This window comes from Paraburkholderia sp. EB58 (assembly GCF_050436665.1).
Classification (GTDB): Bacteria; Pseudomonadota; Gammaproteobacteria; order Burkholderiales; family Burkholderiaceae; genus Paraburkholderia.
The window spans coordinates 19,233-44,541 of the sequence record NZ_JBNDMQ010000027.1 but is presented as its reverse complement, the minus strand read 5'-3'; the positions used below and the strand labels follow the sequence as shown (position 1 = coordinate 44,541).

Sequence of the window (25,309 nt, the reverse complement as noted above, 5' to 3'; positions counted from 1 at the left end):
AATGATCGCGAAGTCCATAACCATCAAGGCACGGGGTGGTAGATCTGGCAGGCGTGTGGTGAAGGCGGTTGTGCTTACCTCGGGAGGCCTGCCCGGTGTCCTGGACTCAGGACTGAACGGCTCGCAAGGGTCGTTGACCACCGTGCAGGAGTCAGCAGCGGGCATAGTAGGGCAGCGATGCCTGAAGGCCCAAACGGAGAGGAGCGGCGAATAAGCCGGAGAACTCGACATGGGAACGCAGCAGAAAACGCATCGCGTCCTTGATGCCGGAGGTAGGGGTGAAGCCCCGAGGACTGGCTATCGAGGGGCTGAACCTATGGCGGCGAACCCCGAGTCTGAAAGCCCGTCGGCGTGTGACCGACTGATGGAGGAAGTCTGTGAACGGGAGAACCTGAAGCAGGCGTTGAAACGTGTGAGAGCAAACAAAGGTGCACCGGGCGTGGACGGCATGACGGTTCAGGCATTACCGGCGTACCTGCGTGAGCACTGGCCGACGATACGGTCCATGCTGCTGGAAGGCACGTACAAGCCACAACCTGTCAGACGGGTCGAGATACCCAAGCCGGATGGAGGTGGCGTGCGCAAGCTCGGCATCCCGTGCGCACTTGATCGATTCATTCAGCAGGCGGTCTTGCAGGTGCTGCAAAGGCAGTGGGACCCAACGTTCTCGGACTCCAGTTATGGTTTCCGGCCGGGACGCTCGGCGCATCAGGCCGTGGCAAAGGCACAAAGCTACATCCTGTCGGGGTATCGATGGGTGGTAGATCTGGATATCGAGAAATTCTTCGATCGCGTGAGCCACGATATCCTGATGAGCCGGGTGGCAAAGCGTGTCAGCGACAGGCGAGTCCTGAAGCTGATCCGCTCCTTCCTGACGGCGGGCGTGCTGGAAAACGGGCTGGTTGGGGCAACGGACGAAGGGACGCCCCAGGGCGGTCCGCTGTCACCGTTGTTATCCAACCTGATGCTCGACGACCTCGACCGGGAGCTTGAGCGACGCGGACTGCGATTCGCGAGGTACGCCGACGACTGTAACGTCTATGTACGCAGCGAACGCGCGGGCCAACGGGTGATGGTGGGGCTGAAAGCCTTCCTCACCGGCAAGCTGAAGCTGAAGGTCAATGAGGCGAAGAGCGCGGTCGCGCGGCCACACACGCGCAAATTCCTCGGATTCGCCTTCTCGAACCGGGTACAGGTCAAACGGCGCATTGCGCCCAAGGCGCTGGCTCGCTTCAAGGATCGAATCCGGGAGTTGACTCAACGCACGCGAGGGGTCAGCGCTGACCAGATGATCGGCACGCTGAACCGGTACCTGACGGGTTGGCGTGGCTACTTCGGTTTCTGCGAAACGCCAAGCGTGCTGCAGCGCCTGGATGAATGGGTACGCCGTCGCGTACGCTGCTTCTTCTGGAAGCAGTGGAAGCGGGGCCGAACGCGATTCCGGGAGTTGACCGCGCGTGGTGTCAGCCGGGACCTTGCCGCCCAGACGGCGGGTTCTCCGCACGCTGCATGGAGACTGAGCAATAGCCCCGCGCTCCAGCACGCACTGACCAACCGCTTCCTGCGGTCCCTCGGTCTTCCATCTTTATGTCAGTAGTCGATCAACCGATCCGAACCGCCGTGTACGGACCCGTACGCACGGTGGTGTGGGAGGGGTCGGGCCGCGAGGCCTGCCCCTATCCCGATTTGGGCGTATCGATCGTCATCCATCTGACACGTTACAGAGGATCCGCTGAGGCGCCCGCGTACGAATCAATGGCTGATGGTCTCGAGCGACAGTCCGCGTGTCGACGGCCCGAGCAGGATCATGCAGATCCCGACCAGCATCGAGACGCCGATGAACGCCGCCACGCCCGGCACGCCGTACCCATGCAACAGAACGCCGATAGCCAGCCCCGCAAACGCGGCGGAAATCCGGCTCCACGAATAGACAAAGCCGATCGCCCGGGCCCGCACCCGCGTTGGGAACAACTCGGCCTGATAGCCGTGATACGCATAGGACATGATGTTCGCGGCCAGCGTGAACAGCACGCCCAGCACGATCAGCAACCACGGCGCGGAAACCTGCGAGAACACTGCGATAACCACGGCCATCGTAATCAGCCCGCCGCAAATCTGCGTCTTGCGTTCCAGCTTGTCGGCGAACCACACGCCGAGGAGCGGCCCGAACGGATTGGCGATGGCAATCACGAAGGCGTACCCGAGGCTCGCCGTCACGTGGATGCCGCGATGGATCAGGAGCGTCGGCACCCACGCGGCGAAGCCGTAAAAGCCGATCACCTGGGCCATGTTGAAGATCGACAGGAGAATGGTGCGGGTCCGGTAGCGCGGCCCGAAAATCTCTTTGTATGAACCGGTGCCGGACTGTTCGGGCGAGACCGGCTGAGGGGCCGGCAGCACCACGCCTTTCTCGGCAGCGACACGGCGTTCGATATCGGCGACGATGCGCTCGGCTTCCTCGATGCGCCCGTGCCGCGCGAGCCAGCGCGGGCTCTCGGGGATCTTGCGGCGCAGGATCCAGACGATTACCGCGCCGACCGAGCCGATCAGGATCACCACCCGCCAATATTCGAGGCCGAACGGCTGCGTGCCCTTTAACGCATAGGCGAGGAACGCAACGACCGGCACGACCGAGAAGGTGATGAACTGGTTGACGGCATACGCACGGCCACGTTCGCCGCTCGGGATCAACTCGGAGATGTAGGTGTCGATGGTGACCAGCTCGACGCCGATACCGATGCCGGAGATGAGGCGCCAGATATCGAGCGCGAATCCCGAGGTCTGAAAGGCCATGATGATCGTGCAGACCATGTACCAGATCAGCGACCACGTGAACACAAGACGCCGCCCGAAGCGGTCCGCCACAAAGCCGAACGCCACCGTGCCGATCCACAGGCCGGCGAAGGTGGCAAACACGAAGGTGCCGAAGCCGGCCACCGCGAGCGGCTGCAGCGCCGCGAAAAAGCCTAGCGATTCGGGCTTGAACAGCCCCGACTCGACCATGCCAGGTGCGACATAGCCGGTAAAGAACAGATCGTAGAACTCGAACACGCCACCCAGCGAGATCAGGATCACCATGATCCAGACGGTGCGCGAAGGGGGCAACCGGTCAAACCGGGCAGCGATTTCAGCCGCCTTTTGTGTGGACATGTACGCCTCTTGTTCTAGATGTTCTGGATGTCTTAAGAATTCTGTAAGGTTGGCCGCCGAGCGTGTGACTGGCTGGCGGCAATTTCGCACGGCCCCGCGCGCGTTCGCAATGCGGACGAATACGGAGAAGGGATCGCTTAATCCGTTTTCGTAAATCGCGAAATGTGAATGAAACGTAAATGACTCGATAAATATTACAACTCACGGCTATTTGAGTCTGAACAGCGTCCTACAATGAGACTTAACCGACTCATAAATGCGTCAGGCTGGTACGGAGCGCAAGGGTCCCACGGCCGTCTTCCCGAGCATCTCATTGCCATGTCAGCCACCAGCGACGAAGAGAAAAACAGCCTTCCGTGCTATCGCAGCGGCGCGGCCGCGCGCCTTGCGCGGATGCCCGTCACGACCCTGCGCATCTGGGAACGGCGCTACGGCGTCGTGTCGCCGCCCAAGAGCGCTTCGGGGCAACGCCTTTACTCGTCGCAAGACGTACAGCGGTTGATCGTGCTGAAGAAACTGGTTGAACGCGGTCATGCGATCGGTTCGATCGCGAGGCTGGAACTCGATCAGCTGGACCGTCTCGCGCTGACCTATGCCGAGGCAGCCTCTCCCCCCAATCTGGCAGAGAGTGCCGCCGAGTCGACACTCGTAATCGTCGGCGTGGCACTGGCGCGACGCTTGCGTGGCGATCTGCCCGCGTTGCAATCCGCGAGCCAGCAGCGGCTGACCGTATTCGACGATATCAAGGACGCCCAGGCACATCCGCTGAAAACCGATGCGCTGGTGATTCACGTGGCCTCGCTGCAGGACGAACTGGTGCAAGCGATCCTCACGCTCGGCGAGACCTGTCATGCCAAGGTGGTCGCCGTTGTCTATGCATTCGGCACCGAGCACAGCGTGAATGCGCTGCGTTATTCCGGTGTGCGGGTCTATCGCGAGCCGCTCGAAAAGTCGCTGGCCATGCAGATACTGCACGACCTCGCGCCCGCCACGCAGCCTCGCGATTCGGCCGAGCTCTATGCTCGCACGCCGCGCCGCTATTCCGACGAAGCGCTCGCGTCGATCGCCGGGCGCTCGTCGACCATTGCCTGCGAGTGCCCGCGCCATCTGGCCGATCTGGTGCGGCAATTATCATCGTTCGAGCAATACAGCGACGACTGCATGTCGCGCACGCCGGCCGATGCGGCACTGCATCGCTATCTGGCGGAGGTCGCGAATCGCGCCCGCGCGATGTTCGAACTGGCGCTCGAGCGAGTTGCGCGCGAGGAACGCTGGGCGTCGGATGCTGGCTGAATCCTTTACGCGGCGGCTCGCCCGCTGCCTAAAGGGGCGAGGGCGACAGGAAGCCGCCGGTCACATCATACTTATTCAATTTCGATTCGTTCGTTATGAATTGATCTGATTATTGATGTTATTCGACGAGTGTCATGCCCTCTTTATTGAATAAGCGGACAACAGGAAAACAACTCTTCATTGACAATGAATTTTTCCAGGCTAAATTTAAACGGCTTTCTGGAACGTTCTCCACCGAACGTTTAGGCCCGCGTATTAGAGCGGGCTTTTTTTTGCCTCGAGCGATCACGCCACACCATCGCCCGTGCAGCGGCCGGTACAGGAAGGACAATATCCGGTTCATCGCAGACATCATGCGTCGAAACATCATTTAATCAGACTACCGCTGGTTGATTCCCATGTTGAAACGCTGAAGCCTTTATTTGCCGGGATGGCAATGAATCGGCATTGACGCAGATTTATCGCTTTTAGTCCGCAGCGGATCCGCGTAATCTAAGAGTGCGGAGGCGTCGAGCAATGGATTCCCCGGTCCGGTTGATGCCGCCGTGTAGCAAGTGTATTGCGCGCGCCCATTTTGGTCCCGGGAGCGCGCATCTTTTTGTCTGCGCGTCGAACGTGCGTCACGCTTCGATCCAGCCGCAGTTCGCTGCGCATCTCATTCGCACCCAACCTGATTCACGACGGCATTCCGCGGCGCGAGTTCAGTTCGGATAACTTATCATTCAACGGACTGTTGGATCATCCCACTTTCTCGTCCGCACTTTCTTGTGCGATTACGTCGGAGCGACGGCGTCGCCCACCTTGACGACGCCGTCGCCTCAGCGCGGGTATGATCAATACCGGCTAAACCGCTTCGCCGATCCCCAAGGTATGGCCACCTGCCGGCGCACGCCGCGCGAGGCGACTGTACCCAACACTATCGCTTGTGGAGGAACCTAGCATATGAGCGCGCCTGAAGAAGTCGTATTCCTGCTCGATGTCGACAACACACTGCTGAACAACGATGAGGTGGTGGCGGATTTACGCACCCATCTGAAGCAGGAGTTCGGCGCGAGCAGTGACCGGTACTGGGAAATCTTCGAAACACTGCGCAGCGAGCTCGGCTACGCCGACTACCTCGGGGCGCTGCAGCGCTACCGGCAGGAGCGTCAGTGCGATACGCGGCTGATGCTGATGTCGTCGTTCCTGATCGACTATCCGTTTCCGACCCGCCTGTTTCCCAACGTGCTCGCGGCACTCGCGCGTCTGCGCACGCTTGGACCGACGGTGATCCTGTCCGACGGTGACGTCGTGTTCCAGCCCCGTAAGATCAAGCAGTCGGGTCTCTGGGACGCGGTGGAAGGGCGCGTGCTGATCTACATCCACAAGGAGCAGATGCTCGACGAGGTCGTGCAACGCTACCCGGCCCGCCGCTACGTCATGATCGATGACAAGCTGCGGATCCTTGCCGCGATGAAGCAGATCTGGAAGGAGCGGTTGATCACGGTCTTTCCACGCCAGGGGCATTACGCGCTGGACAAGGCCAATCTTGTCACGTATCCCCCGGCCGATATCACGATCGAGCATATCGGCGAACTGGCCACCATGGATCTCGCGGTGTTTTCGGCCTGAGGGACGGCTTTAGAAGCGGCCTGAGGGGTGGCCTGAAATGCAGCCTGACGCGCGGCTGGTGCGAACGTTGCTGTCCCACGTTTGTCACACCCCGGACGGAAAGTGGAACTTCTGATCCCCGTATTCTCAACAGGCAGTCCATACCATGGAGTGACCCGATGGCCGAGATCAACACCCAGACCCCGGTGCTGGATGCCGAAACGCTGCGCAAGATGGACCGCTACTGGAGCGCATGCAACTACCTCGCGGCCGGCATGATCTACCTGCGCGACAATCCGCTGTTGCGCGAACCGCTGAAGCCCGAACACATCAAACGGCGCCTGCTCGGGCACTGGGGCTCGGATCCCGGTCAGAGTTTCCTGCTGGTTCACCTCAATCGCCTGATCAGGAAACTCGACCTGAATGTCGTGTACATCGCCGGTCCCGGCCATGGCGCGCCGGCGACCCTGGCGAGCAGTTACCTTGAAGGCCATTACTCAGAGATCTATCCGGACCGCAGCGAAGACGAAGCCGGCATGCAGCGCTTTTTTCGCCAGTTTTCGTTTCCTGGCGGGATCGGCTCGCATTGCACGCCGGAAACGCCGGGCTCGATTCACGAAGGCGGTGAACTTGGCTACAGCCTCTCGCACGGTTATGGCGCGGCGTTCGACAACCCGGATCTGATCGTCACCGTGATGGTGGGCGACGGCGAAGCGGAAACGGGGCCGCTCGCCACCTCATGGCATTCGAACAAATTCCTCAATCCGATCCGCGATGGCGCCGTGTTGCCGGTGCTCCATCTGAACGGCTACAAGATCGCCAATCCAACCATCCTCGCCCGCATTCCGCGTGAGGAACTGGAGGCGCTGCTGACGGGATACGGACACAAGCCGTATTTCGTCGAGGGCGACGAGCCGGAGGCGATGCACCAGAAAATGGCCGCCACGCTCGAACACTGTATCGGAGAGATCCGCTCGATTCAGCAGCAGGCGCGCGACAGTGGCCGTGCCGAGCGGCCGCGCTGGCCGATGATCGTGCTGCGTTCGCCGAAGGGTTGGACGGGCCCTAAGGAAGTGGATGGACATCGCGTGGAGGGTTCCTGGCGCGCGCACCAGGTGCCGATTCTCGATCCCGCCACCAACGACAAGAACCTGCAACTCCTCGAAGACTGGATGCGCCGTTACAGGCCCGAAGAACTGTTCGACGAAAACGGCCGGCTGGTTGCCGAGCTGCGTGAACTCGCGCCCACCGGTTCGCGCCGGATCAGCGCCAATCCTCACGCGAACGGCGGGTTGCTGTGCAAGGCGCTCGAGATGCCGGATTTTCGCGAGTTCGGCGTCGAGGTCGGTTCGCCCGCTACAACCTATGTGTCGCCCACGGATGTGCTCGGCAAATTTCTCTGCGAAGTCATGCGGCGCAATATGAGCGACTTCCGCGTGTTCGGCCCGGACGAAACCGCCAGCAACCGCCTGACTGCGATTTACGCGGCATCGGAGAAAACGTGGCTGGCCAATTTCGAGCCCAGCGACGCGGACGGCGGCGAGCTGTCGGTGGACGGCCGTGTGATGGAAATGCTCAGCGAGCACACACTCGAAGGATGGTTCGAGGGCTACGTGCTCACGGGCCGGCACGGCCTTTTCGCCACCTACGAAGCATTCGTGCACGTGATCGATTCGATGTTCAACCAGCACGCCAAATGGCTGGAAAAAGCGAAGCTCGAGTTGAGATGGCGGCAACCGGTGCCGTCCATCAACCTGCTGATCACGTCACTCGTCTGGCGTCAGGATCACAACGGCTTTACGCACCAGGACCCGGGTTTTCTCGACGTCGTCACCAACAAGAGTCCCACCGTGGTGCGCATCTACATGCCGCCCGACGCCAATTGCCTGCTGAGCGTGGCCGACCATTGCCTGCGCTCGCGCGACTACGTCAATGTGATCGTCGCTGACAAGCAGCCGCATTTGCAGTACCTCGACATGGCGGCGGCCGTGATTCACTGCACCAAGGGCATCGGCATCTGGGACTGGGCTTCGACGGATCATGGTGCTGAGCCGGACGTGGTGATGGCCTGCGCGGGTGACATCCCGACCATGGAGTCGCTGGCGGCGGTGCAGATCCTGAAGGAGAAGTTTCCCGGGCTGAAGATCCGCTTCGTCAACGTGGTCGACCTGTTCCGGCTGATGCCCGACACCGAACATCCGCACGGCTTGTCGGACCGCGACTTCGATTCGCTGTTCACGCGTGACAAACCGGTCATCTTCAACTTCCACTCGTATTCGTCGCTGGTGCACAAGCTTACCTACCGCCGCGCGAATCACGAGAACCTGCACGTGCATGGCTATCACGAGAAGGGCAACATCAATACGCCGCTCGAACTAGCCATCATCAACCAGGTCGACCGCTTCTCGCTGGCAATCGACGCGATCGATCGCGTACCGGGTCTCCGGGGTGTCGGCGATCACGTCAAGGAGTGGCTGCGCGGCCAGATCATCGAGCATGTCGCGTATGCGCATGCCGAGGGCATCGACAGGGACGAGATCCGCAACTGGACATGGACGGGCTAGGGTGATGGGCGACACGCAGATCCAGACGCAGAAGAATCCGGCGACGATTCTCGTCCTGAACAGCGGCTCGTCGTCGCTCAAGTTCGGCCTCTTCAAGGCTGGCCGTGCCGGCGCAGCAGCGGGCGGCGGCGCGGCGGCGGGTTCTCCGGACGCCAGCACCGATGAGGATGACGAAACGCTTCTGCTGGAAGGCAGCGCGCAGGGCATCGGCCGGCCGGACGGTAGCCTGAAGATTCAAACCGCGGACGGCACCGTTCTGCTACAAGAGGCACATCTGATGGAGTCGCAAACCGACGCCTTGCAGAAGCTCGCCGGCGCATTGGCGGAGCATGGCCATACCCGGCCGTCAGCGGTTGGGCACCGGGTGGTGCATGGCGGGCCTCATCTGCGCGAGCATCAGCTTCTCACGCCCGAAGTCAGGCAACAACTGCAGGAGGCGGTGCATTTTGCGCCGCTGCATATCCCGCCGGCGCTGGCGTTGATCGATCAGGCCATGCAGATTTTCAGCGACGCGCAGCATTACGCCTGCTTCGATACCGCCTTTCATCGCACGATGCCAGCGGTGGCTTCGCAACTCGCGTTGCCGCGCCGCTACGCCGAGGCCGGTGTGATTCGCTACGGCTTTCACGGCTTGTCGTATGAATCGCTGGTGCGGCAACTCGGTAACGATCTGCCTGCACGCGCGGTGTTTGCGCATCTGGGCAATGGCTCGAGCGTGTGCGCGCTGCGTGATAGGCGCTCCGTCGATACGTCGATGGGGCTCACGCCGACCGGTGGCATACCCATGGCCACCCGCAGCGGCGATCTCGACCCCGGCGTGCTGCTCTACATGATGCGCACCGAGCACGTCGGCGCGGACCAGCTCGAAACGCTGCTGAACCGCGAGAGCGGCCTCGCCGGCTTCACTGGGGGCGAGGGCGATATGCAGGCGCTGGAGAAGCGCAGCGCGGCAGGCGATCAGGACGCCGAACTGGCGATCGACGCGTTTGCCACGGGCGTGCGCAAATATGTGGGCGCCTATGCTGCGTTGCTGGGCGGGATCGACCTGCTGGTGTTTGCAGGCGGTATAGGTGAGCACAGCGCCGAAGTGCGGCGGCGTGTCTGCACGGGTCTCGAGTTCATGGGCTTGAGGGCCGAGGACCCCGCCGGCAAGGTGCGGGTCATGCACACCGAGGAAGAGCGGCAGATTGCGCGCCATTGCCGGGCGTTGCTGGGGCAACCAGCGCAATAACACATGGGCGTGTCCGTGCGCGGTTTGTGCCTTGACGCCGTGACGACGTACCCATGCCATTGCGCAACGGCGCTCAAACACACTCAAACACGCTTGCCGGGCTTGCTCCCGGTCGCCCGCGCGGTGCCACCGGCCTTGACGGTCATATGATCGGATACGCCCGCGACGCCGAACAACCTGCTGACATCCTCTAGCGCGGCCGCCTTCTGCTCATTCCGGTCAACCTGACCGATCAGCGTCACCCATCCGTGTTCGACTTTGACCTTGATTGCATCCCGCGGCACCCACGTGTCCCAGGCGAGGCGCGTCAGCACTTCCGCGGCGAGCTGGTCATCGCGCTGTTTGGTCGTGTTCGTGTTGCGAATCTCGATGGCGACGACCACCGCCTTGACGTCCTTGAGCCGCAACGCGGCGCTCTCGGCCTGATGCTTCTGGGCGGCGTGCTCCACGTGGCCTAACAGCGTCACCATGCCAGCCTGCGCGGTGACACCGACGTGGCCCGCAGACACGCCGGCCGCGCTTAACTCGGCAAGTACGGCGCGTTGCAATGCGTCGTCGTTTGAAAGGACGGGTTTCATCGGGCTCTGATCTCCTTCGCACGGCGCTCGTCAGCCGGGCGCCAGAACGCCCCGCGGGCGCGCCTCGCCATTATGCGAGCTTCGCTCGAGTCGCGCTGCGCACGTGAATTGCAGGGCACGGCACGACGCTTGCTCGAACACGGGCAAGCGCTGCGGTTTCCCAACGGCCGCGCAGCCCATTCGACGCGGTCAAGGGAGGCCAGATGCTTGATATCCGTATTCGTGCAGCCAATCACGAGGCAAAGCGGCGTGCCCGTGGCGCCGCAAATGACGATGATCCGGTCGCGGCCAATCATCAGGACTCTGTAAAAAATCCACTCGCTGCCCTCGACGCGTTCCTCAATCGCGCGTGCTTCGACGCGGCAGACCCCGGCGCACTCGGCGAAATGCTGAAGCAGATGGTCGATGCCGGATATGACCGTTTGCCCTTGCCGGGGAGCGGTCGAACGCTCACGCGGTGGCGTGCGCTGGCGGCGGTCGCCGCACGCGATCTCGGTCTCGTCAAGCTGTTCGAAGGTCACACCGACGCGCTCGCGATCCTCGCTGAACTGGACGCGCCTCATGTGCCTCCCGGCAGCCGCTGGGGGGTGTGGGCGGCGGAAGCCCCCGACGCACGCGTCCTCGCCACGCCGCTCGCTGACGGTCAACTGCGGCTCAGCGGCACCAAAGCATGGTGCTCCGGCGCGCAGGCAGTCAGCCACGCGCTGGTGACCGCCTGGGTCGGTGACGAACCGGTACTGGCGGCGCTCACGATGGACCAGCCGTCGATCTCGATCACCACGCATCACTGGCACGCGGTCGGCATGCGCGCGACGCAGAGCGGTGACGTCCGCTTCGATGAGACACGAGCGGTCCAACTCGGCGCGCCGCATGGCTATGTCCGACGGGCCGGGTTCTGGCAGGGCGGTGCGGGAATTGCCGCGTGCTGGTACGGCGCGGCTGCGGGCCTCGCAAGCATGATGGCCGAGGCGGTTGCCGCTCGCCCCGACGCGCATCGCCTCGCGCACATGGGCGCCGTGGATGTCGCGCTGGCGGGGGCGGCGGCGGTGTTGCGCGCCACCGCGCTCCAGATCGACGCGCATCCCGGCGGCGACATGCAGAGTGCGGCGATGCGCGCGCGGCTCGTGGTCGAGGCGGCTGCCACCACGGTGGTGGAGCACGCGGGCCGGGCGCTCGGCGCGGCGCCGCTCTGCCGTAACGAACGGTTTGCACGGGCGATGGCCGATCTGCCGGTGTTCCTCCGACAGAGCCACGCGGAGCGCGATCTCGCCGCGCTCGGCGAACGCACGCTGGGACAGCGCGGCGACCACGGCGATCCGTGGGAGCTTTAAGGGTCGCTGGGTTGCCGTGAGAGGCATGCAAGAGAAATAAGGCGCGTCCGCCGCTTACTGGCGGCGGGCCGCAGGGTGGATGACAAGGAGTCCGATATGATTTCCTCCGACGGCTATTTCGACGCGCTCTACGACGCGTGCGACGACCCTTGGGGCTTTCGCAACCGCTGGTACGAGCGCCGCAAACGCCTGCTTACGATGGCCATGCTGCCGCGCGAGCGCTACCGGCGCGCCTTCGAGCCGGGCTGCGGGAACGGCGAACTGTCGGCACAACTTGCCGACCGTTGCGACAATCTGCTCGCGGCCGACCTGAACGAGACCGCCGTGCGCCTCGCCGCTGAGCGTGTGGCGGCCACGCCTCATGTGCAAGTCGAGTGCCGCAGCGTGCCGCAGGACTGGCCCGACGGCTCCTTCGACCTGATCGTGATCAGCGAACTGGCCTATTACCTGGACGCGTCCGGACTGGACCAACTGGCCGAACGCATCAAGAGCTCGCTTACGCCCGACGGCACGTTGCTGGCCTGTCACTGGCGCCGACCTTTTGATGCCGCACCGCAAACGGCAGCGTGCGTGCACGCATTGCTCGATGCGCGCTGCGGACTGACACGGCTCGTACGTCACGAAGATCCGGATGTGCTGCTCGACGTGTGGTCGCATGACTCCCGCTCGGTCGCTGAACAAGAGGGGCTCGCATGATCGGCATCGTGATTCCCGCACACAATGAGGAGGCTTCGCTGGCGCGTTGCCTCAGCTCGATTCTCGCAGCAGCATGCAATCCGGCGCTCGCCGGCGAAGCGGTGCGCACGGTCGTGGTACTCGACGACTGCACGGACCGCTCCGCCGAGATTGCCAGGCACTACGGCGTCGAAACTCTCGCGTTGCAGGCGCGCAATGTCGGTGTCGCGCGCGCTGCCGGCGCGCAACGGTTGGTGGAGGAGGGCGTGCGCTGGCTGGCGTTTACCGATGCCGACAGCCGCGTCTCACCCGGTTGGCTTGCGGCGCAGTTGGCGCTTGGCGCCGATGCGGTGTGTGGCTCGATTTGCGTCGACGACTGGACGGCTCATCCGCAAGAACTGCGCGACTATTTCCGCCGGACCTACATGGACGCGGACGGGCACCGGCATGTGCACGGCGCCAACCTTGGCGTGTCGGCGCAGGCTTATCTGCGCGCAGGCGGTTTCGCGCCGCTCGCCTGCAGTGAGGATGTCGCGCTGGTGGAGCAGTTGCAGGCGACAGGCGCGCGCATCGCGTGGAGTGCGGCGCCGCGTGTGGTGACGAGTGCGCGGCGCGCGAGCCGGGCGCGTGGCGGCTTCGGCGATACGCTGTGCGCGTGGGCCGCGGCGCTGGCGCACGACGCCGCGCAGCATCGGGCGCCGGAATTGGAACTCGACCCGGCCTTTGACCGGGCTCTGGACTCGGATCTGGACCCGGCCTTCGACTAGGCTTTGGACCGGGCCGCGAATCCCGCTTTGGTGCCGGCTGTGGACGTGGTGTTGGCCTCTTTGATCAGGTGCGTGCCTTCGCAAGTTGCGCGGGCGTATCGGGCGCCCCCATGCGATTGGCCGCATCGAGAGGCGTGACACCTGACGCGTCGCGCGCCTGCGGGTCGGCGCCATGAGCGATCAGCAGGTCGACGATCTCGGTCCGATTGAACATCGCGGCAATCATCAACGCGGTGCGGCCGTCGGGCGATGCCCCTTCGACATCTGCGCCGGCAGCAAGCAGGGCTTCGACGACTTCCTTGAAGCCCTTGAACGCGGCACCGGCAATCGGGCTTTGGCCATTGTCGTTGCGCAGGTTCGGATCGGCGCCGAGTTCGGCAAGCGTGCGCACGGCGTCGGCGTGACCGTGATAGCTCGCCAGCATCAGCAGGCCGTCGCCTTTTTCGTTACGCAGGTTGGGCGGTACGCCTTTGCGGATGACCGCTGCCAACGTGGCCGCGTCACCGCGCCGCGCGAGGTCGAATACTTCGCTCGCGACTGCCTGCAGGTCTGGGTCAATCTCGGGCTGGACCATGTTGGCCTGGGCTGGCGCGTTGGGTGGGTTGAGTTCGTCGGTCATGGTGGACTCCGTGCAATAAGATCGGTCGGTGCGGGACGCAGCCCCGGCGTCACTGAGGCTGCGGCTCGCGATGCCCCTCATTGGGCTGCCCGCGCCCCTGCGGTTGAGCCTGTGGCTGCGGTTGCGGACGCGGCGCCTGAACGGGCGGACGTCCGCCGTATTGCTGCGACGGTGCCTGTTGCTGCGGCCCGCCGTGCGGCACAGGTCCGGCGTTGGGACGGTAAACCGGTTGCCCCTGCTCCTGCATCGGCGGCCGATAGGGCGCGCCGCCATTCGGCTGCGGCTGGCCTGGTGGCCGATACGGTTCCGGCCCGTGCGGCGGGGGCTCATTGGGATGCCCGCCGCCAGGATAGCCAGGCGGCCCGCCATGTCGCCAGCGGTCGCGATCGCCGTACCACGGCCGGCCGTGATAGTAGCGGTCCCAGTAGGTGTCGATCGAGAACCCGATGACGGGCAAGCCGATGACCGCGCCATAGCTTTCGAGCGGCACGTAGTTCCCTTCGTACGCATAGGTGAGTGCGTTGCCGTCGATCCAGCCGCGCAGGTCGTCGAGCGCTACGTCGCACCATTCGTAGGTGCTGACGCAGCCCATCACCTCGACCGGCTGATTGGGCCCGAGGCCAGTGACCACCGGATAGTCCTCGCCGGGTCCGGCCATCAGGTTGACCGGCTGATTCGTGACGGCCTGCGCCTGGGAGAAGGCCACGCATGGCAGCGAAAGCAGCGCGGCAAGCGCCGCGCGGGTGGTGAGCTTGAGCGCAGTGGGCCGCGAGGTAAGCCGAATGGGCATGTGAAGCGCGCCTAAAGGACGCTGTAGTGTTGACGCGGTCAGGTTAGCAGATGGGCGGCGCTTATGCAGCGACCCCGGTCAGCGAAAATGCCAATGCGAAATACCAAGTGGCATCTGCTCTGAACTATTCATGATAAATGGTCATGATCCATATGACCCACCGGCTCTCGCGTGATGGCGCGTCGGCGGCTAAGCTCGACGTCATCGCGCCTCAGGGTGTGCGTTCACCACAGACTGCAAGCGTTACCTGGCACGCTGCGGCAACCCAGGCACCGAACCCCATTCATCGGTTTGATTCTTGAAGGAAGGCATCATGTCACGCATTTTCATTACCGGCTCCGCGGATGGTCTCGGCCAGATGGCTGCCCGCTTGTTGATCGACGCAGGACACGAAGTCGTGCTGCACGGCCGCAACGAGGCTCGCGCGCAGGCTGCATTAAAGGGCGCACCAGGCGCGCAGAGCGCGGTTCAGGGGGATCTGTCGAGCATCGCTGAGACGGTCGCGCTCGCCGATGAGGTCAACCGGCTCGGCCGCTTCGACGCCGTCATCCACAACGCGGCGGTAGGCTATCGCGAGCCGCGGCGCATCGCCACCGTCGACGGCTTGTCGCATGTGTTCGCCGTCAACACGCTGGCACCGTACATCCTGACCGCGCTGATCGAAAAGCCGCGGCGGCTGGTCTATCTGAGTTCCGCGCTGCATCAGCACGGTGACGGCACGCTGCAGGACCTCACCTGGGAGAAGCGCCCATGGCAGGGCACGCAGGCTTACTCGGATTCGAAGCTGCACGACGCGCTACTCGCGTTTGCGATGGCGCGCCGCTGGCCGCAGGTGTTGTCGACTTCGCTTGAACCCGGCTGGGTGGCAACGAAGATGGGCGGAGCCGAGGCGCCTGACGATCTGGAAGCCGCACCGAAGACCCAGGTCTGGCTCGCTGTCAGCGATGAGCCTGCAGCGACCGTGAGCGGCGCGTATTTCTATCACATGAAGCCGCGCGAGCCGCATCCGGTCGTGTACGACGTGTCGGTGCAGGAGCGCCTGCTCGACGCCTGCGAGCGGCTCTCTGGTGTTCGTCTGCCGGATTGAATGTGAGGGGGCTGGGTTGGCCAGGAAGAGACGGAGGATGAACCCGCGCACGCTTTTCGTTCTGCGGAGCGCGGGCCCAAGTGGGCCGCGTCAGCGCCAAAAGCACATCAGTACGCGCCATGCGATGCGCATGACTGCGCAGGCATCCGGAGCAGGTACGGCGCTTGCTACTCCGGAGGCGACGTTCGCCGCTGTGCGAACCGATACGCTGCATCTGCGGCGGGTCGAGCCGGGTTGCCGGCACGTCGGCTGAGCGGCATTTTCCGCTTTCGATTCTGGAGAAAAAAAACATGCATATCGTGACGAACGTGGGCCCGCTCGCGGCGCTGATCGCCGGCATTCTGATCCTCGTCGTGCCGCGCCTGCTCAACTACATCGTGGCGCTTTATCTGATCATCATCGGCCTGCTGGGCCTGTTCGGCGATCACATTCGTTGATCGACGCTGGACGCCTGGCCCTGGACAACGGCGCCGGCGTCCTGTCATTCGCCGGTCACCGCGTGTAGCCAACTAAATAATCAACGGCCCGCGCTGGGCGCCGCGCGCCTGACCGACGCCGCCACAACGGGTGCTTCTTCGAGCCGCCGGAACACCAGCGCCGAGACCAGCGTTATCACACCGACGCACACGAAGCTCAAGCGGAACCCCATGGCCGGCGAACCGAGTTGCGCGGAGAACAGATTCACGAGTCCGCCGCCGATCGATACGCCAAGACCCATTGCCAGCATCTGCACCATCGAAAACAGGCTGTTGCCGCTGCCCGCGTCCTCGTGCGAGAGCCCCTTCAGGGTGACGCTGTTCATGGCCGCGAACTGCATCGAGTTGGCCGCGCCGAACACGACCAGCACCGCAATTTCGACGAAGAGCGGCGTGCCGCGCGAGATCAATGCGAACGCAACGATCGCCGAGCCGACGATCACCGTATTGACCAGCAGGAACGTGTCATAGCCATAACGCCGGATGAGCGGCGCGATCCAGCGCTTGGCGACGGTGCCGGCGAGCGCGGCGGGCAGCATCATCATGCCCGAATGCAGCGGCGTGTAACCGAGCTCCAGCTGCATCAGGAGCGGCAGCAGGAACGGCACCGCGCTGGAGCCGATGCGGCACACCAGATTGCCGATCAGGCCCACACTGAAGTTAGGTTCGCTAAACAGTCTGAGTTTGAAGAGCGGGTTGGCGCGGCGCTTTGCATACGGCACATAGGCGAGCGCGGCAACCAGGCCGAGCACGAACAAGCCGGAGGCCCACGCGGCACGATGCGTCTGCACCGGCGTTTCCACGGCGAGCGAGAACGCGATCATGCATAGCGAGAGCAGGGCGCAGCCGAAGAAATCGAACGGCGGCGCAGCGGATGTGCTGCTGCGCGGCAGATAACGATTCACCGCGAAGAGGCCAATTGCCCCAATGGGCACGTTGATCAGGAAAATCCAGTGCCAGGAAATGGCCTCGACGAACCAGCCACCGAGCGTCGGACCGACGATCGGGCCCACCTGTCCCGCGACCGAAATAAATGCGAGCGCCGCCACATATTCCTCACCCGACACGCTGCGCAGCACGGCGAGGCGTCCGATTGGCAACAGCATCGAACCGCCGACGCCTTGCAACACCCGCGCCATCACCAGTTGTCCCAGGGTGTGGGCGCTCGAGCAGCATAGCGAGCCGAGCACGAAGATCAGGATTGCGGCGAAATAGACCCGGCGCGTGCCGAAGCGGTCGGCGAGCCAGCCGGAGGCGGGCGTCAGCATCGCCATGGTCAGCGTGTAGGCGACGATCACCGGCTGCATGGCCAGTGGCTTTTCATGCAGGCTATGGGCGATGGAGGGCAGCGCAGTGTTGACGATCGTCGTGTCGAGCGACTGCATGAAAAAACCGGCAGCGACGATCCAGAGCAACGCAGTCTGGCTTGAATCCTTACTCATTTGTACTTTTCGGCAGGCGGCGCGGCCTCAGGCAACTCGGCCGCCTGACGGCGTCCGGCGGCGATGGGAGACCATGCGACGCAAAAAATGGGGTATGCCGACATGATATTGACATACGCGTCAATCGGGAACCCCACTAAGGACATTGACTGTTATCGCCGTTGCCGATAACAATGCGGCATGCTTAATCCCATCTGGCTCAAGACTTTCGCCACAGTGGCCGCCTGCCACAGCTTCACGGAAGCAGGGCGGCAACTCGGCCTTACGCAGTCGAGCGTGAGCGAGCACATTCGCCGTCTGGAACAGGAAATCGGCCGGCGGCTCTTCGTGCGCGACACCCATTCACTGGCGATGACGCCCGACGGCGAGGCGATGCTCGCGCACGCCAGCGTGATCCTGCAAGCACTTACCCGTGCGGAATCGCAGTTTCGCGCGCCGCGGCTGAAGGGCCGCGTGCGCCTCGGTTCCTCGGACGATGTTGCGCTCGGCCCGCTACCTACCGTGCTCGCGGCGTTTCGCAACGCGCACCCGGATGTGGAACTCGAGATCACCATCGGCATGACGGGCAAGCTCTACGAATTGCTCGATGCCGGCTCGATCGACCTGCTGGTCGGCAAGCGGCGCCTGGGCGACCGGCGTGGCGTGCCGCTTTTCACCGGGCGGCTGGAGTGGCTCGCCCGTACCGGCACGCTGGTGGACATGGCGCAGCCACTACCGCTGATCCTCGTGGCCGAGCCCAGCGTGACCCGCGCGGTGGTGCTGGATGCGCTGGCCGAGGCGGGCTTTAGCTGGCAGGTGGTGTGCACGAGCAGCAGCCACTCGGGCTGCATTGCGGCGGCGCGCGGCGGCCTTGGCATCACCGTGCGGCCGCACTATCTGACTGCGCGCGGCCTTGCGCCGCCCGTCAACAATGCGGCCCTGCCGACCTTGCCGGATGTCGAGTTCATCGCGCTGGCCGCCAAACGGCTCAGCCGTCCCGCCGGCACGCTGCTGCAACTCCTGCACGATAGCGATCTGCGCGGCTCGTGGGTCGGCGAATAGCGCGGCTGCGAAGTGGGTTGGGCGATTCGCCGGCGGCGCTGGTCGAGGAGAGTGCGGCGACCGCGAGTTCGCTGGCGGATCAGGCGCAGCAGTTGAGCGAACCGACGGCTGCATTCAAGGTGGCCGGAGACGGCATGATGGCGGCGTGACGTTAAGCGGCTCACGCGCGGTGTGTTCTCATACCGGTGAACCATCCGCTTGCGATGGCGGTGCCGGCTAACACGATCAGGCAACCGGTGAGCATCAACAAGGTGACCTTTTCGCCGAGCAACGCGGCGCCCCACAGCACGCCGAAGACCGGAATCAGAAACGTCACGGACGCGGCATAGGCGGAGCCGGCGCGCTCGATCAACCTGAAGAACAGCAGATAAGCGACGGCGGTGCAGACCACCCCGAGCGCAACGACGCAGCCCCAGATCGATGCGCTGATCGCGTGCCGCGGCCAGCAGGTCGCCGCGAGCGGCCACAACACCAGCGTGGCGAAGCACTGACTGCCGAATGCGACGATCTGTGGCTTCACGCCGGCCAGATGTCGTTTCGAGTAATTCACGGCGAAACCGTAGAAGAGCGCCGCGAGCAGGGCGGCCGCGATAGCGAGCGGCACGCCGGCGGAACCTGCGCTTAGCGAATCCCACACCAGCACCACGACGCCCGCGAAACCGGTTAGCAGACCGAAGATCTGCTGGCGCCCCAGCGATACCTGAAAGCCGGCCGAAGCGATCAACGCGGCCCATAGCGGTGTCGTTGCGTTGAGGATGGAGTCCATCCCGGCGTTCACCGAGAGCGCTGCGTAAGCCAGCAGGCAGAAGGGAACCGCGGAGTTCGTCACGCCGACGACGAACAGCGGCCAGAGTTTCGCGCGCAACTGTTGCCGCGCGGCAGCCGAGCGCAGGACCGGCATCAGCACCAGCATGGCAATACCGACCCGCAACGCCATTAACGGAATCGGACCGAATTCAGGTGCGGCAATGCGCATGAAGAGAAAAGAGGCGCCCCAGATGGCGGCGAGCAGCAGGAGTTCGAGAAAATTCATGGCGGGAAGTGGACACTTCTTCAGGTCGAGGGGATGTCTGGACTCTAGAGGAAGGGCCGCCATAGGTCTGGCCGGATTCGGACATGAGTTTGAATGCGCCGTGGACGTAAAAAGGGCCGCACAATGGCGGCCATGACTCGGCATTCCTGAATGTTACTCGCGGGCGTTGGTTAGCCCAAGGCTGACAGAGCCGCGGTGCGCATTGTTAGTGCGACTTGGCTTGCTTCGCGTGGTCGCGCTTCTCGGCATGCTTACGCTGCGCTTCGTCGGGTTCGATCCGGGTCTTGCCGCCGGTCGCAGGCGGATCGCTGGCCGGAAAACTGTCCTCGACGGTGTGGTCGATCTGGGATTCGCTCTTGTGGGCATGCGGGTTTTGCTCAGCGGGGCGCTTGGACATGGCGTGCTCCTTCAGGTGGACGGCCGGATTTCGGCAGATACCTCTTCAGCAGCAAGCGGCATGCCGCGCGCCTCCGCGAGAATCCAGTTCCGAAACAACTCCATAGCCGGCGCCATGTGCCGCGATTTCAGCCGGGTCAGCCAGTAGCTGCCGGTGCTCACCTGCGTGTCGAATGGGCACACCAGCATCCCGGCCTGCAACTCGCGCACAAACATGCGCGGCGGCGCCAGCGCAACGCCAGCGCCCTGTACGGCGGCTTCCACCATCAGGCGCGACGAGTCGAATACCGGACCATTGACCGTCCACGGTTCGAGCCCGGCGGCGGCGAGCCAAAGATTCCATTCGTCAGCGCGATACGAGCGCAGCAGGGTCTGCAGCGCCAGATCCGCGGGTGCGGCCAACTGCTTCGCGATCTCCGGTGCGCACAGTACCGTGAGCGGCGCGTCGAGCAACAATTCGTTGTGGGTGGCCGGCCAGATGCCCTCGCCGAAGCGAATCGCGAAATCCAGGCCCTCGGCGGCCAGATCCACCAGATTGTTATGGGTCAAGAGGCGCAATTCGACGAACGGGTGCGCTGCGCGGAATGATTTGAGGCGCGGCATCAGCCAGCCGACCGCGAACGTCCCCACCACGCCGACCGTCAGCACCTCATGAAAATGGCCCCCCTCGAATTGCTTGAGCACGCTCTCGATGCGACCGAACGCGTCGCTGAGGACAGGAAGCAGCGCGCGACCCTCGTCTGTGATGCCCAGCCCGCGCGGCAGCCGTTTGAAGAGTGCGGTACCCAGCCGCTCTTCCAGCATGCGGACCTGCTGGCTGACGGCGGCCTGCGTCACGCTCAGTTCGAGCGCCGCGCGAGTGAAGCTCAGGTGGCGCGCCGACGACTCGAAGGCACGTAATGCATTAAGCGGGAGATGAGGACGCATGGATGGCCAGGTGATAGATTTTCTTTAGCCTAAGCCAAATCATCCTCGTTTGCCAAGGTAGCGCGAAAGGGCGCTAGCGCGTCTCCCGGCACGCTTGCGTTCATCGGATCGTCGCCGCGGCTAGACTCAAGCCGCTTCGGCCTCAACTGAAGCCGATTTGCGCAACCGCACCGGAATTGACTTCGCCGCCGGCACGAGGCTCGACTTCGCGTGGTGGTAAAGCGGGATCAACGGATTGCATTCCGGGTAATAGCCCATCATGCAGCCCCGCGGAATATCGAACGCATGGACCCGCATGCCGTCGAGTTCGCGCGTGATGCCGTCGTTCGATACCGTCGTGATACACACCGCGTCGCCTTCCTCGAAACCGAGGCGCTCCAGGTCGTCGCGGTGCATCAGCAGCACTTCACGCGTGCCGGTCACGCCGCGAAAGCGATCGTCCAGACCGTAGACCGTGGTATTGAACTGGCTGTCGCCGCGCGTCGTCATCAGGCGCAGCACGTCCGGACCAGTAGACGGCATGTCCGCGTCTTCGTCGAGCGTTTTCGGCACGATGAAATTCGCCTTGCCGTTCGGCGTTTTCCATTCCCGCTTGCATGCGGCGATCGGCCGGTGAAAACCGCCCGGTTGCCAGAAACGCGCATTGAAATCGCGGAACTGCTCGGGGTAGGTCTCTTCGATGGCGTCGCGGATTTTCGCGTAATCGTCCACCCACGCCTGCCAGTCGATACGCGGATTGCGCGGCAGCAGCGCATCGGCAATGCCCGCGACAATCGCCGGTTCCGAGAGCAGCATCTCGCTTGCCGGCTCGACATAGCCGTGCGAGCCGTGAATGCAGGCCGTGCTGTCTTCCACGCTGACCGCCTGTTCGCCGCCTGCCTGACGGTCGACCTCGATGCGCCCGAGGCACGGCAGCAGGTACGCCACCTCGCCGTGGACCAGATGGCTGTGGTTGAGCTTGGTCGCAATCTGCACGGTGAGCCGCAGATTGCGCCAGGCCGGGTCCATCACGTGATGATCCGGGGTTGCTACCTGGAAGTTACCGCCCAGACCGATGAAACCCTTCACCTTGCCGTCGAGCACGCCCTGACACGCTTCGACGGTGCTCATGCCTTTGTCGCGCGGCGGCTCGAAGTCGTACATCTCGGCGAGCTTGTCGAGCGGCGCGAGTTCCGGCTTCTCCGTAATGCCAACGGTGCGCTGCCCCTGCACATTCGAATGGCCGCGAATCGGACAAATCCCCGCGCCGGGCCGGCCGATATTGCCGCGTAACAACAGCAGATTGGTAAGCATCTGCACGTTATGCACGCCGCTGCGATGTTGCGTAATGCCCATGCCGTACAGCACCATGGTCGCTTTGGCATTGGCGTACGCGCGCGCGGCTGCTTCGAGCGCGGCGCGGCTCAGTTGCGCATGGCCCTCGATTTCTTCCCAGGTGGTGGCGCGCATTGCCGCGGCAAATTCGTCGAAGCCGTGTGTATGCTCGGCGATAAAGCCGGCGTCGAGCACACGCGGCGCGCCGCTCATCTGCGCCTCGTCGTCCCATTCGATCAGCAGCTTGCACAGGCCGGCAATCGCGGCCGCGTCGCCGCCTACCTTGACCTGGTGATACTGGGTGCTGATCTGCGTGCCACCGGGCGTCAGCATTTCGAGCGGCGCTTGCGGATTGGCGAACTCCACGAGGCCACGTTCCCTGAGCGGATTGAACGTGACGATTTCCACGCCGCGTTTGCGCGCGTCCTGTAACTGGTGCAGCATGCGCGGCGCGTTGGTGCCGGTGTTATGGCCGAAGAAAAACAGACAATCGGCTTGCTCGAAATCGGCAAGCGTGACCGTGCCGACCGGTACGCCGATGGCCGGCAACAGGCCCACCGAGGTGCTCTCGTGGCACATGTTGGAACTGTCGGGCAGGTTGTTGCAGCCGTACATGCGTGCGAGCAGCTGATACATGTACGAGGTTTCCAGCGAGGCGCGGCCCGACGCGTAGAACACCACTTCCTTTGGATCGAGCGCACTCAGTTCGCTGGCGATGTCAGCAAATGCATGTTCCCAGGTGGTCTGCACATAGCGGTCGCTGACCGGGTCCCAGCGTAGCGGGGCGGTGAGGCGTCCTTGCGATTCCAGTTCGAAACCGGACCACGACTCCAGTTCGGTCAGCGTGTGAGCGGCGAAGAAATCGGCGTCCAGGCGTTTGCTGGTGATCTCCCATGCCGTCGCTTTCGCGCCGTTTTCGCAGAACTCGAATAGATGCGGATCCGCGGGCTTGGCCCAGGAGCAGCTCACGCAGGCAAAGCCGTCGGGCTTGTTCTGATGCATCAACACGCGGGTGCCGTGCAGCGTGACGTGCTCCTGCACCAGGATCGACACAACAGCCTTTGCGGAGCCCCAGCCGCCTGCAGGGTGAGCGTATTTCTTGATTGGGGATTCCTTACTCATGGTGGCTCCTTGGCGAATGGGTAGACGCGCGACAGCGCAGCGACACCAAGCGGGACCGCAAGAAGCGGGCCGCGGTCACTGAACTCGGCGCAGGACGGACGCCTGTCACGCACCGCCCGAAGCACACATCGCCACAATGAGCGATGCGGATCAGTCCTCGATCGACCATTCCGCGGGCTGACCATTGACGCTTGCCATGCGTGCCATCGCACGTTCAACCGTGTCGGTGCTTTCGGACGCCCTCCAGTGCACCTGAAAGCGTTCCTCGAGGACGCCGTTCGCCGGATCCGCCCGCAAACCGCGTGACGCCACGCGGCAACGCAAGCGTTTGAGTTCGTCGAGCCATTGAGCGCGCTCGCCGGTTGCGGGGTCATAGCGAATCGTGAGCGAAGCGCGCAGGTTGCGCGGCAGCCTGCGTTCGACTTCGGTGAGGACGCCGAGCACGAACATGCCGAGCACGATGCCGATCACCGCAAGCGCAACCTGTCCCGCGCCGGCGCACAAGCCGACCACGGTGACGAACCACAGCGTCGCAGCGGTAGTCAGGCCGGTGATGAGGCCATCCTTGCGCAGGATGGCGCCCGCTCCGATGAAGCCGACTCCGGACAGGATGCCGAGCGGCAGACGCATGAGGTCGAGCACCGCGAACGCACCCTCGGGCTTGCCGGTCTGCGGCAGCAGCACGTTCATCTGCAGGTTGGCGAGGCAAGCGGCGAGACACACGAGCATGGTGGTGCGCAAGCCCGCGGCCTTACCCGACTCGCCACGATTCAAGCCAAGCAGCGCACCGGCCGCGAGCGCCACCAAAAGCCGTATGGCGACGTCTTGCCAGACAAGGATGAGGGGCATCGGCGTCATGATGGTTTGTTGGCAGAGGGGAAGTGTTGAGCGAGAGGCGTAGCGCTGCTCTTGCAATGCTTATGCCACCTGGCGGAGCAGTCCGTTGCGCCGATCTTTCGGCGTGCTCAGGAACAGGTGTTGCTCGCCGCTCGGGAAACGCTCCAACGCGCGAAGCCGCCCGCTGAGCGCAGAGGGACGCGGCGAAGAAAGCCTCTATACAGGGAAGTATGCAGAATGGCGCGACACAAAGCCGACGTAGCCGATGATGAATTCGAGATCTTCGCGAGTTACCACAGCACTGGAGACGGCCGATATATCGGTGGCCTAAAGGTCATCCGCAAAGCCGACCGCAGGATCCTGTTTCCCTTCGACGGCGCGCCGCAGATCGGCCCCTACGAAAGCGCGGAGGAAGCCCGCCGCGCCGCAGTGGAGTACGGCCGCTCGATTGTCGCGGCGGACCGCGCCGCGCCGGAGCCCTGAAACAGCGCATAGGGCACGCTCAAAGCATATCGCCGAGTGACGGCGAAGTCGCGCCGCTGCGGTTCGGATCGTCAGGTTGCTTGTCAGGCATGGTCGGTTTCACCGGTCATGGCGTTCTCCTTTTTACAAAGTCGGCAGGAATTTTGCTGCAACCGCTGTGCCAGGCGCGTGGTTTTGAATCGGTTTTGAGCGCGTCGGATGGTTTGACGCACCTGCCTGGCCTCCGCGTTGTTCCTGCTCGTAGAAAACAGAGAGGGCGGTCCGGTTGTTGCTGCAACGTTGGGGTAATCATGATCAGGAGGTTGTGATGCAACAGGATGCAAAGCCGGAAGAGGCAGGACCGCTCGACGAGCACGACGCGCAACGCGATACAAGAACGGCGAGCCAGAAGGAAGAGGCCGAGCGCACCGATCCGCGGCGCGCTAGCCAACGACCGAAGCAGACGGCAGAGGTGCCGCTCGGCACGGGTGGCCACCCCGAGCCGCCAGGAGGCGGGGGGCGTCAGTCGCAGCGAGTGTCACCGGATAAGGGCGATAGACATTGACCTCACTGAGCCGGTTGAT

At 63.7% G+C, this 25,309-nt stretch carries 25 protein-coding genes; 15 read left to right on the top strand and 10 right to left on the bottom strand.

Annotated elements, in window-relative coordinates; translation table 11 throughout:
• Positions 1-229 precede the first annotated feature (229 nt).
• Positions 230-1,597, top strand: coding sequence for a group II intron reverse transcriptase/maturase (ltrA, locus tag P3T40_RS31060; protein ID WP_429271543.1), 1,368 nt, complete (start codon positions 230-232; stop codon positions 1,595-1,597).
• Between the two features lie 155 nt (positions 1,598-1,752).
• Here ltrA and P3T40_RS31055 read toward each other — a convergent pair whose 3' ends face one another.
• On the bottom strand, positions 1,753-3,150 hold the full coding sequence (locus P3T40_RS31055) for an MFS transporter (RefSeq protein WP_429271542.1): 1,398 nt from the start codon (positions 3,148-3,150) through the stop codon (positions 1,753-1,755).
• Positions 3,151-3,468: 318 nt separating this feature from the next.
• On the opposite strand from P3T40_RS31055, the gene P3T40_RS31050 reads away from it, so the two are divergent.
• From P3T40_RS31050 to P3T40_RS31035, 4 genes are all read left to right on the top strand, one after another.
• Positions 3,469-4,443: a MerR family transcriptional regulator gene (locus tag P3T40_RS31050; RefSeq protein WP_429271541.1), complete on the top strand. Its 975-nt coding sequence runs from the start codon at positions 3,469-3,471 to the stop codon at positions 4,441-4,443.
• 942 nt (positions 4,444-5,385) lie between these two features.
• On the top strand, positions 5,386-6,054 hold the full coding sequence (locus tag P3T40_RS31045; protein WP_429271540.1) for an HAD family hydrolase: 669 nt from the start codon (positions 5,386-5,388) through the stop codon (positions 6,052-6,054).
• Positions 6,055-6,212: 158 nt separating this feature from the next.
• Positions 6,213-8,597 (top strand): phosphoketolase family protein, encoded by a 2,385-nt coding sequence (locus P3T40_RS31040; RefSeq protein WP_429271539.1) that lies wholly within the window; start codon positions 6,213-6,215, stop codon positions 8,595-8,597.
• A 4-nt stretch (positions 8,598-8,601) separates the two neighbouring features.
• A complete protein-coding gene (locus P3T40_RS31035; protein ID WP_429271538.1) occupies positions 8,602-9,828 on the top strand; it encodes an acetate/propionate family kinase in 1,227 nt (408 codons plus the stop codon).
• An 83-nt stretch (positions 9,829-9,911) separates the two neighbouring features.
• On the opposite strand, the gene P3T40_RS31030 is transcribed toward P3T40_RS31035, so the two are convergent.
• The gene (locus tag P3T40_RS31030; protein WP_429271537.1) at positions 9,912-10,406 is read right to left on the bottom strand and encodes a BON domain-containing protein; all 495 of its coding nucleotides are present in this window, start codon (positions 10,404-10,406) and stop codon (positions 9,912-9,914) included.
• Between the two features lie 203 nt (positions 10,407-10,609).
• Between P3T40_RS31030 and P3T40_RS31025 the strand changes: the two genes are divergently transcribed.
• The 3 genes from P3T40_RS31025 to P3T40_RS31015 all read left to right on the top strand — a co-directional run bounded on the left by P3T40_RS31025 (position 10,610) and on the right by P3T40_RS31015 (position 13,179).
• On the top strand, positions 10,610-11,737 hold the full coding sequence (locus P3T40_RS31025) for an acyl-CoA dehydrogenase (RefSeq protein ID WP_429271536.1): 1,128 nt from the start codon (positions 10,610-10,612) through the stop codon (positions 11,735-11,737).
• Positions 11,738-11,833: 96 nt separating this feature from the next.
• On the top strand, positions 11,834-12,433 hold the full coding sequence (locus P3T40_RS31020; RefSeq protein WP_429271535.1) for a class I SAM-dependent methyltransferase: 600 nt from the start codon (positions 11,834-11,836) through the stop codon (positions 12,431-12,433).
• A complete protein-coding gene (locus P3T40_RS31015; protein WP_429271534.1) occupies positions 12,430-13,179 on the top strand; it encodes a glycosyltransferase in 750 nt (249 codons plus the stop codon). The genes P3T40_RS31020 and P3T40_RS31015 overlap by 4 nt, the downstream gene beginning before the upstream one ends.
• A 64-nt stretch (positions 13,180-13,243) precedes the next feature.
• Here P3T40_RS31015 and P3T40_RS31010 read toward each other — a convergent pair whose 3' ends face one another.
• Both P3T40_RS31010 and P3T40_RS31005 read right to left on the bottom strand, forming a co-directional pair.
• Positions 13,244-13,798 carry an ankyrin repeat domain-containing protein gene (locus P3T40_RS31010; protein ID WP_429271533.1) on the bottom strand — a complete coding sequence of 185 codons (555 nt, stop codon included), beginning with the start codon at positions 13,796-13,798 and terminating at the stop codon, positions 13,244-13,246.
• 49 nt (positions 13,799-13,847) lie between these two features.
• The gene (locus P3T40_RS31005; protein ID WP_429271532.1) at positions 13,848-14,588 is read right to left on the bottom strand and encodes an SH3 domain-containing protein; all 741 of its coding nucleotides are present in this window, start codon (positions 14,586-14,588) and stop codon (positions 13,848-13,850) included.
• A 313-nt stretch (positions 14,589-14,901) separates the two neighbouring features.
• Here P3T40_RS31005 and P3T40_RS31000 point away from each other — a divergent pair, with 313 nt between their 5' ends.
• The 3 genes from P3T40_RS31000 (at position 14,902) to P3T40_RS30990 (ending at position 16,112) form a co-directional block, all read left to right on the top strand.
• On the top strand, positions 14,902-15,675 hold the full coding sequence (locus P3T40_RS31000; protein ID WP_429271531.1) for an SDR family NAD(P)-dependent oxidoreductase: 774 nt from the start codon (positions 14,902-14,904) through the stop codon (positions 15,673-15,675).
• A gap of 130 nt (positions 15,676-15,805) precedes the next feature.
• A complete protein-coding gene (locus P3T40_RS30995; RefSeq protein WP_429271530.1) occupies positions 15,806-15,928 on the top strand; it encodes a hypothetical protein in 123 nt (40 codons plus the stop codon).
• A gap of 37 nt (positions 15,929-15,965) precedes the next feature.
• The gene (locus P3T40_RS30990) at positions 15,966-16,112 is read left to right on the top strand and encodes a DUF3096 domain-containing protein (protein ID WP_074264617.1); all 147 of its coding nucleotides are present in this window, start codon (positions 15,966-15,968) and stop codon (positions 16,110-16,112) included.
• 80 nt (positions 16,113-16,192) lie between these two features.
• Here P3T40_RS30990 and mdtD read toward each other — a convergent pair whose 3' ends face one another.
• The gene (gene mdtD / locus P3T40_RS30985) at positions 16,193-17,593 is read right to left on the bottom strand and encodes a multidrug transporter subunit MdtD (RefSeq protein WP_429271529.1); all 1,401 of its coding nucleotides are present in this window, start codon (positions 17,591-17,593) and stop codon (positions 16,193-16,195) included.
• Positions 17,594-17,773: 180 nt separating this feature from the next.
• Between mdtD and P3T40_RS30980 the strand changes: the two genes are divergently transcribed.
• Both P3T40_RS30980 and P3T40_RS30975 read left to right on the top strand, forming a co-directional pair.
• Entirely contained in the window at positions 17,774-18,634 is an 861-nt protein-coding gene (locus P3T40_RS30980) for a LysR family transcriptional regulator (RefSeq protein ID WP_429271528.1), read from the top strand.
• Positions 18,635-18,651: 17 nt separating this feature from the next.
• On the top strand, positions 18,652-18,783 hold the full coding sequence (locus tag P3T40_RS30975; protein WP_429271527.1) for a hypothetical protein: 132 nt from the start codon (positions 18,652-18,654) through the stop codon (positions 18,781-18,783).
• 11 nt (positions 18,784-18,794) lie between these two features.
• Here P3T40_RS30975 and P3T40_RS30970 read toward each other — a convergent pair whose 3' ends face one another.
• The 5 genes from P3T40_RS30970 to P3T40_RS30950 form a co-directional block, all read right to left on the bottom strand.
• Complete coding sequence (locus P3T40_RS30970) at positions 18,795-19,667, bottom strand: DMT family transporter (RefSeq protein WP_429271526.1); 873 nt, start codon at positions 19,665-19,667, stop codon at positions 18,795-18,797.
• Between the two features lie 205 nt (positions 19,668-19,872).
• A complete protein-coding gene (locus tag P3T40_RS30965) occupies positions 19,873-20,064 on the bottom strand; it encodes a hypothetical protein (RefSeq protein ID WP_429271525.1) in 192 nt (63 codons plus the stop codon).
• An 11-nt stretch (positions 20,065-20,075) separates the two neighbouring features.
• Complete coding sequence (locus P3T40_RS30960) at positions 20,076-20,990, bottom strand: LysR substrate-binding domain-containing protein (RefSeq protein WP_429271524.1); 915 nt, start codon at positions 20,988-20,990, stop codon at positions 20,076-20,078.
• 126 nt (positions 20,991-21,116) lie between these two features.
• A complete protein-coding gene (locus tag P3T40_RS30955) occupies positions 21,117-23,426 on the bottom strand; it encodes an FdhF/YdeP family oxidoreductase (protein WP_429271523.1) in 2,310 nt (769 codons plus the stop codon).
• A gap of 150 nt (positions 23,427-23,576) precedes the next feature.
• A complete protein-coding gene (locus P3T40_RS30950) occupies positions 23,577-24,284 on the bottom strand; it encodes an MgtC/SapB family protein (protein ID WP_429271522.1) in 708 nt (235 codons plus the stop codon).
• 216 nt (positions 24,285-24,500) lie between these two features.
• Between P3T40_RS30950 and P3T40_RS30945 the strand changes: the two genes are divergently transcribed.
• Together P3T40_RS30945 and P3T40_RS30940 are read left to right on the top strand one after the other, a co-directional pair.
• Positions 24,501-24,746, top strand: a complete 246-nt coding sequence (locus P3T40_RS30945; RefSeq protein ID WP_429271521.1) for a DUF6723 family protein — start codon at positions 24,501-24,503, stop codon at positions 24,744-24,746.
• Between the two features lie 307 nt (positions 24,747-25,053).
• Positions 25,054-25,290, top strand: coding sequence for a hypothetical protein (locus P3T40_RS30940; protein WP_429271520.1), 237 nt, complete (start codon positions 25,054-25,056; stop codon positions 25,288-25,290).
• The last annotated feature ends 19 nt before the right edge of the window (positions 25,291-25,309 follow it).

Coding starts and splice junctions, on each gene's coding strand:
- P3T40_RS30970 (WP_429271526.1), bottom strand. CDS start 19,667: ATGAATTTTCTCGAACTCCTGCTGCTCGCCGCCATCTGGGGCGCCTCT.
- P3T40_RS30995 (WP_429271530.1), top strand. CDS start 15,806: ATGACTGCGCAGGCATCCGGAGCAGGTACGGCGCTTGCTACTCCGGAG.
- P3T40_RS30940 (WP_429271520.1), top strand. CDS start 25,054: ATGCAACAGGATGCAAAGCCGGAAGAGGCAGGACCGCTCGACGAGCAC.
- P3T40_RS31030 (WP_429271537.1), bottom strand. CDS start 10,406: ATGAAACCCGTCCTTTCAAACGACGACGCATTGCAACGCGCCGTACTT.
- P3T40_RS31045 (WP_429271540.1), top strand. CDS start 5,386: ATGAGCGCGCCTGAAGAAGTCGTATTCCTGCTCGATGTCGACAACACA.
- P3T40_RS31035 (WP_429271538.1), top strand. CDS start 8,602: ATGGGCGACACGCAGATCCAGACGCAGAAGAATCCGGCGACGATTCTC.
- ltrA (WP_429271543.1), top strand. CDS start 230: ATGGGAACGCAGCAGAAAACGCATCGCGTCCTTGATGCCGGAGGTAGG.
- P3T40_RS30950 (WP_429271522.1), bottom strand. CDS start 24,284: ATGACGCCGATGCCCCTCATCCTTGTCTGGCAAGACGTCGCCATACGG.
- P3T40_RS30945 (WP_429271521.1), top strand. CDS start 24,501: ATGGCGCGACACAAAGCCGACGTAGCCGATGATGAATTCGAGATCTTC.
- P3T40_RS30965 (WP_429271525.1), bottom strand. CDS start 20,064: ATGTCCAAGCGCCCCGCTGAGCAAAACCCGCATGCCCACAAGAGCGAA.
- P3T40_RS30960 (WP_429271524.1), bottom strand. CDS start 20,990: ATGCGTCCTCATCTCCCGCTTAATGCATTACGTGCCTTCGAGTCGTCG.
- P3T40_RS31055 (WP_429271542.1), bottom strand. CDS start 3,150: ATGTCCACACAAAAGGCGGCTGAAATCGCTGCCCGGTTTGACCGGTTG.
- P3T40_RS30980 (WP_429271528.1), top strand. CDS start 17,774: ATGCTTAATCCCATCTGGCTCAAGACTTTCGCCACAGTGGCCGCCTGC.
- P3T40_RS31010 (WP_429271533.1), bottom strand. CDS start 13,798: ATGACCGACGAACTCAACCCACCCAACGCGCCAGCCCAGGCCAACATG.
- P3T40_RS31025 (WP_429271536.1), top strand. CDS start 10,610: ATGCTTGATATCCGTATTCGTGCAGCCAATCACGAGGCAAAGCGGCGT.
- P3T40_RS31005 (WP_429271532.1), bottom strand. CDS start 14,588: ATGCCCATTCGGCTTACCTCGCGGCCCACTGCGCTCAAGCTCACCACC.
- P3T40_RS31015 (WP_429271534.1), top strand. CDS start 12,430: ATGATCGGCATCGTGATTCCCGCACACAATGAGGAGGCTTCGCTGGCG.
- P3T40_RS31050 (WP_429271541.1), top strand. CDS start 3,469: ATGTCAGCCACCAGCGACGAAGAGAAAAACAGCCTTCCGTGCTATCGC.
- P3T40_RS31000 (WP_429271531.1), top strand. CDS start 14,902: ATGTCACGCATTTTCATTACCGGCTCCGCGGATGGTCTCGGCCAGATG.
- P3T40_RS30955 (WP_429271523.1), bottom strand. CDS start 23,426: ATGAGTAAGGAATCCCCAATCAAGAAATACGCTCACCCTGCAGGCGGC.
- P3T40_RS31020 (WP_429271535.1), top strand. CDS start 11,834: ATGATTTCCTCCGACGGCTATTTCGACGCGCTCTACGACGCGTGCGAC.
- mdtD (WP_429271529.1), bottom strand. CDS start 17,593: ATGAGTAAGGATTCAAGCCAGACTGCGTTGCTCTGGATCGTCGCTGCC.
- P3T40_RS30990 (WP_074264617.1), top strand. CDS start 15,966: ATGCATATCGTGACGAACGTGGGCCCGCTCGCGGCGCTGATCGCCGGC.
- P3T40_RS31040 (WP_429271539.1), top strand. CDS start 6,213: ATGGCCGAGATCAACACCCAGACCCCGGTGCTGGATGCCGAAACGCTG.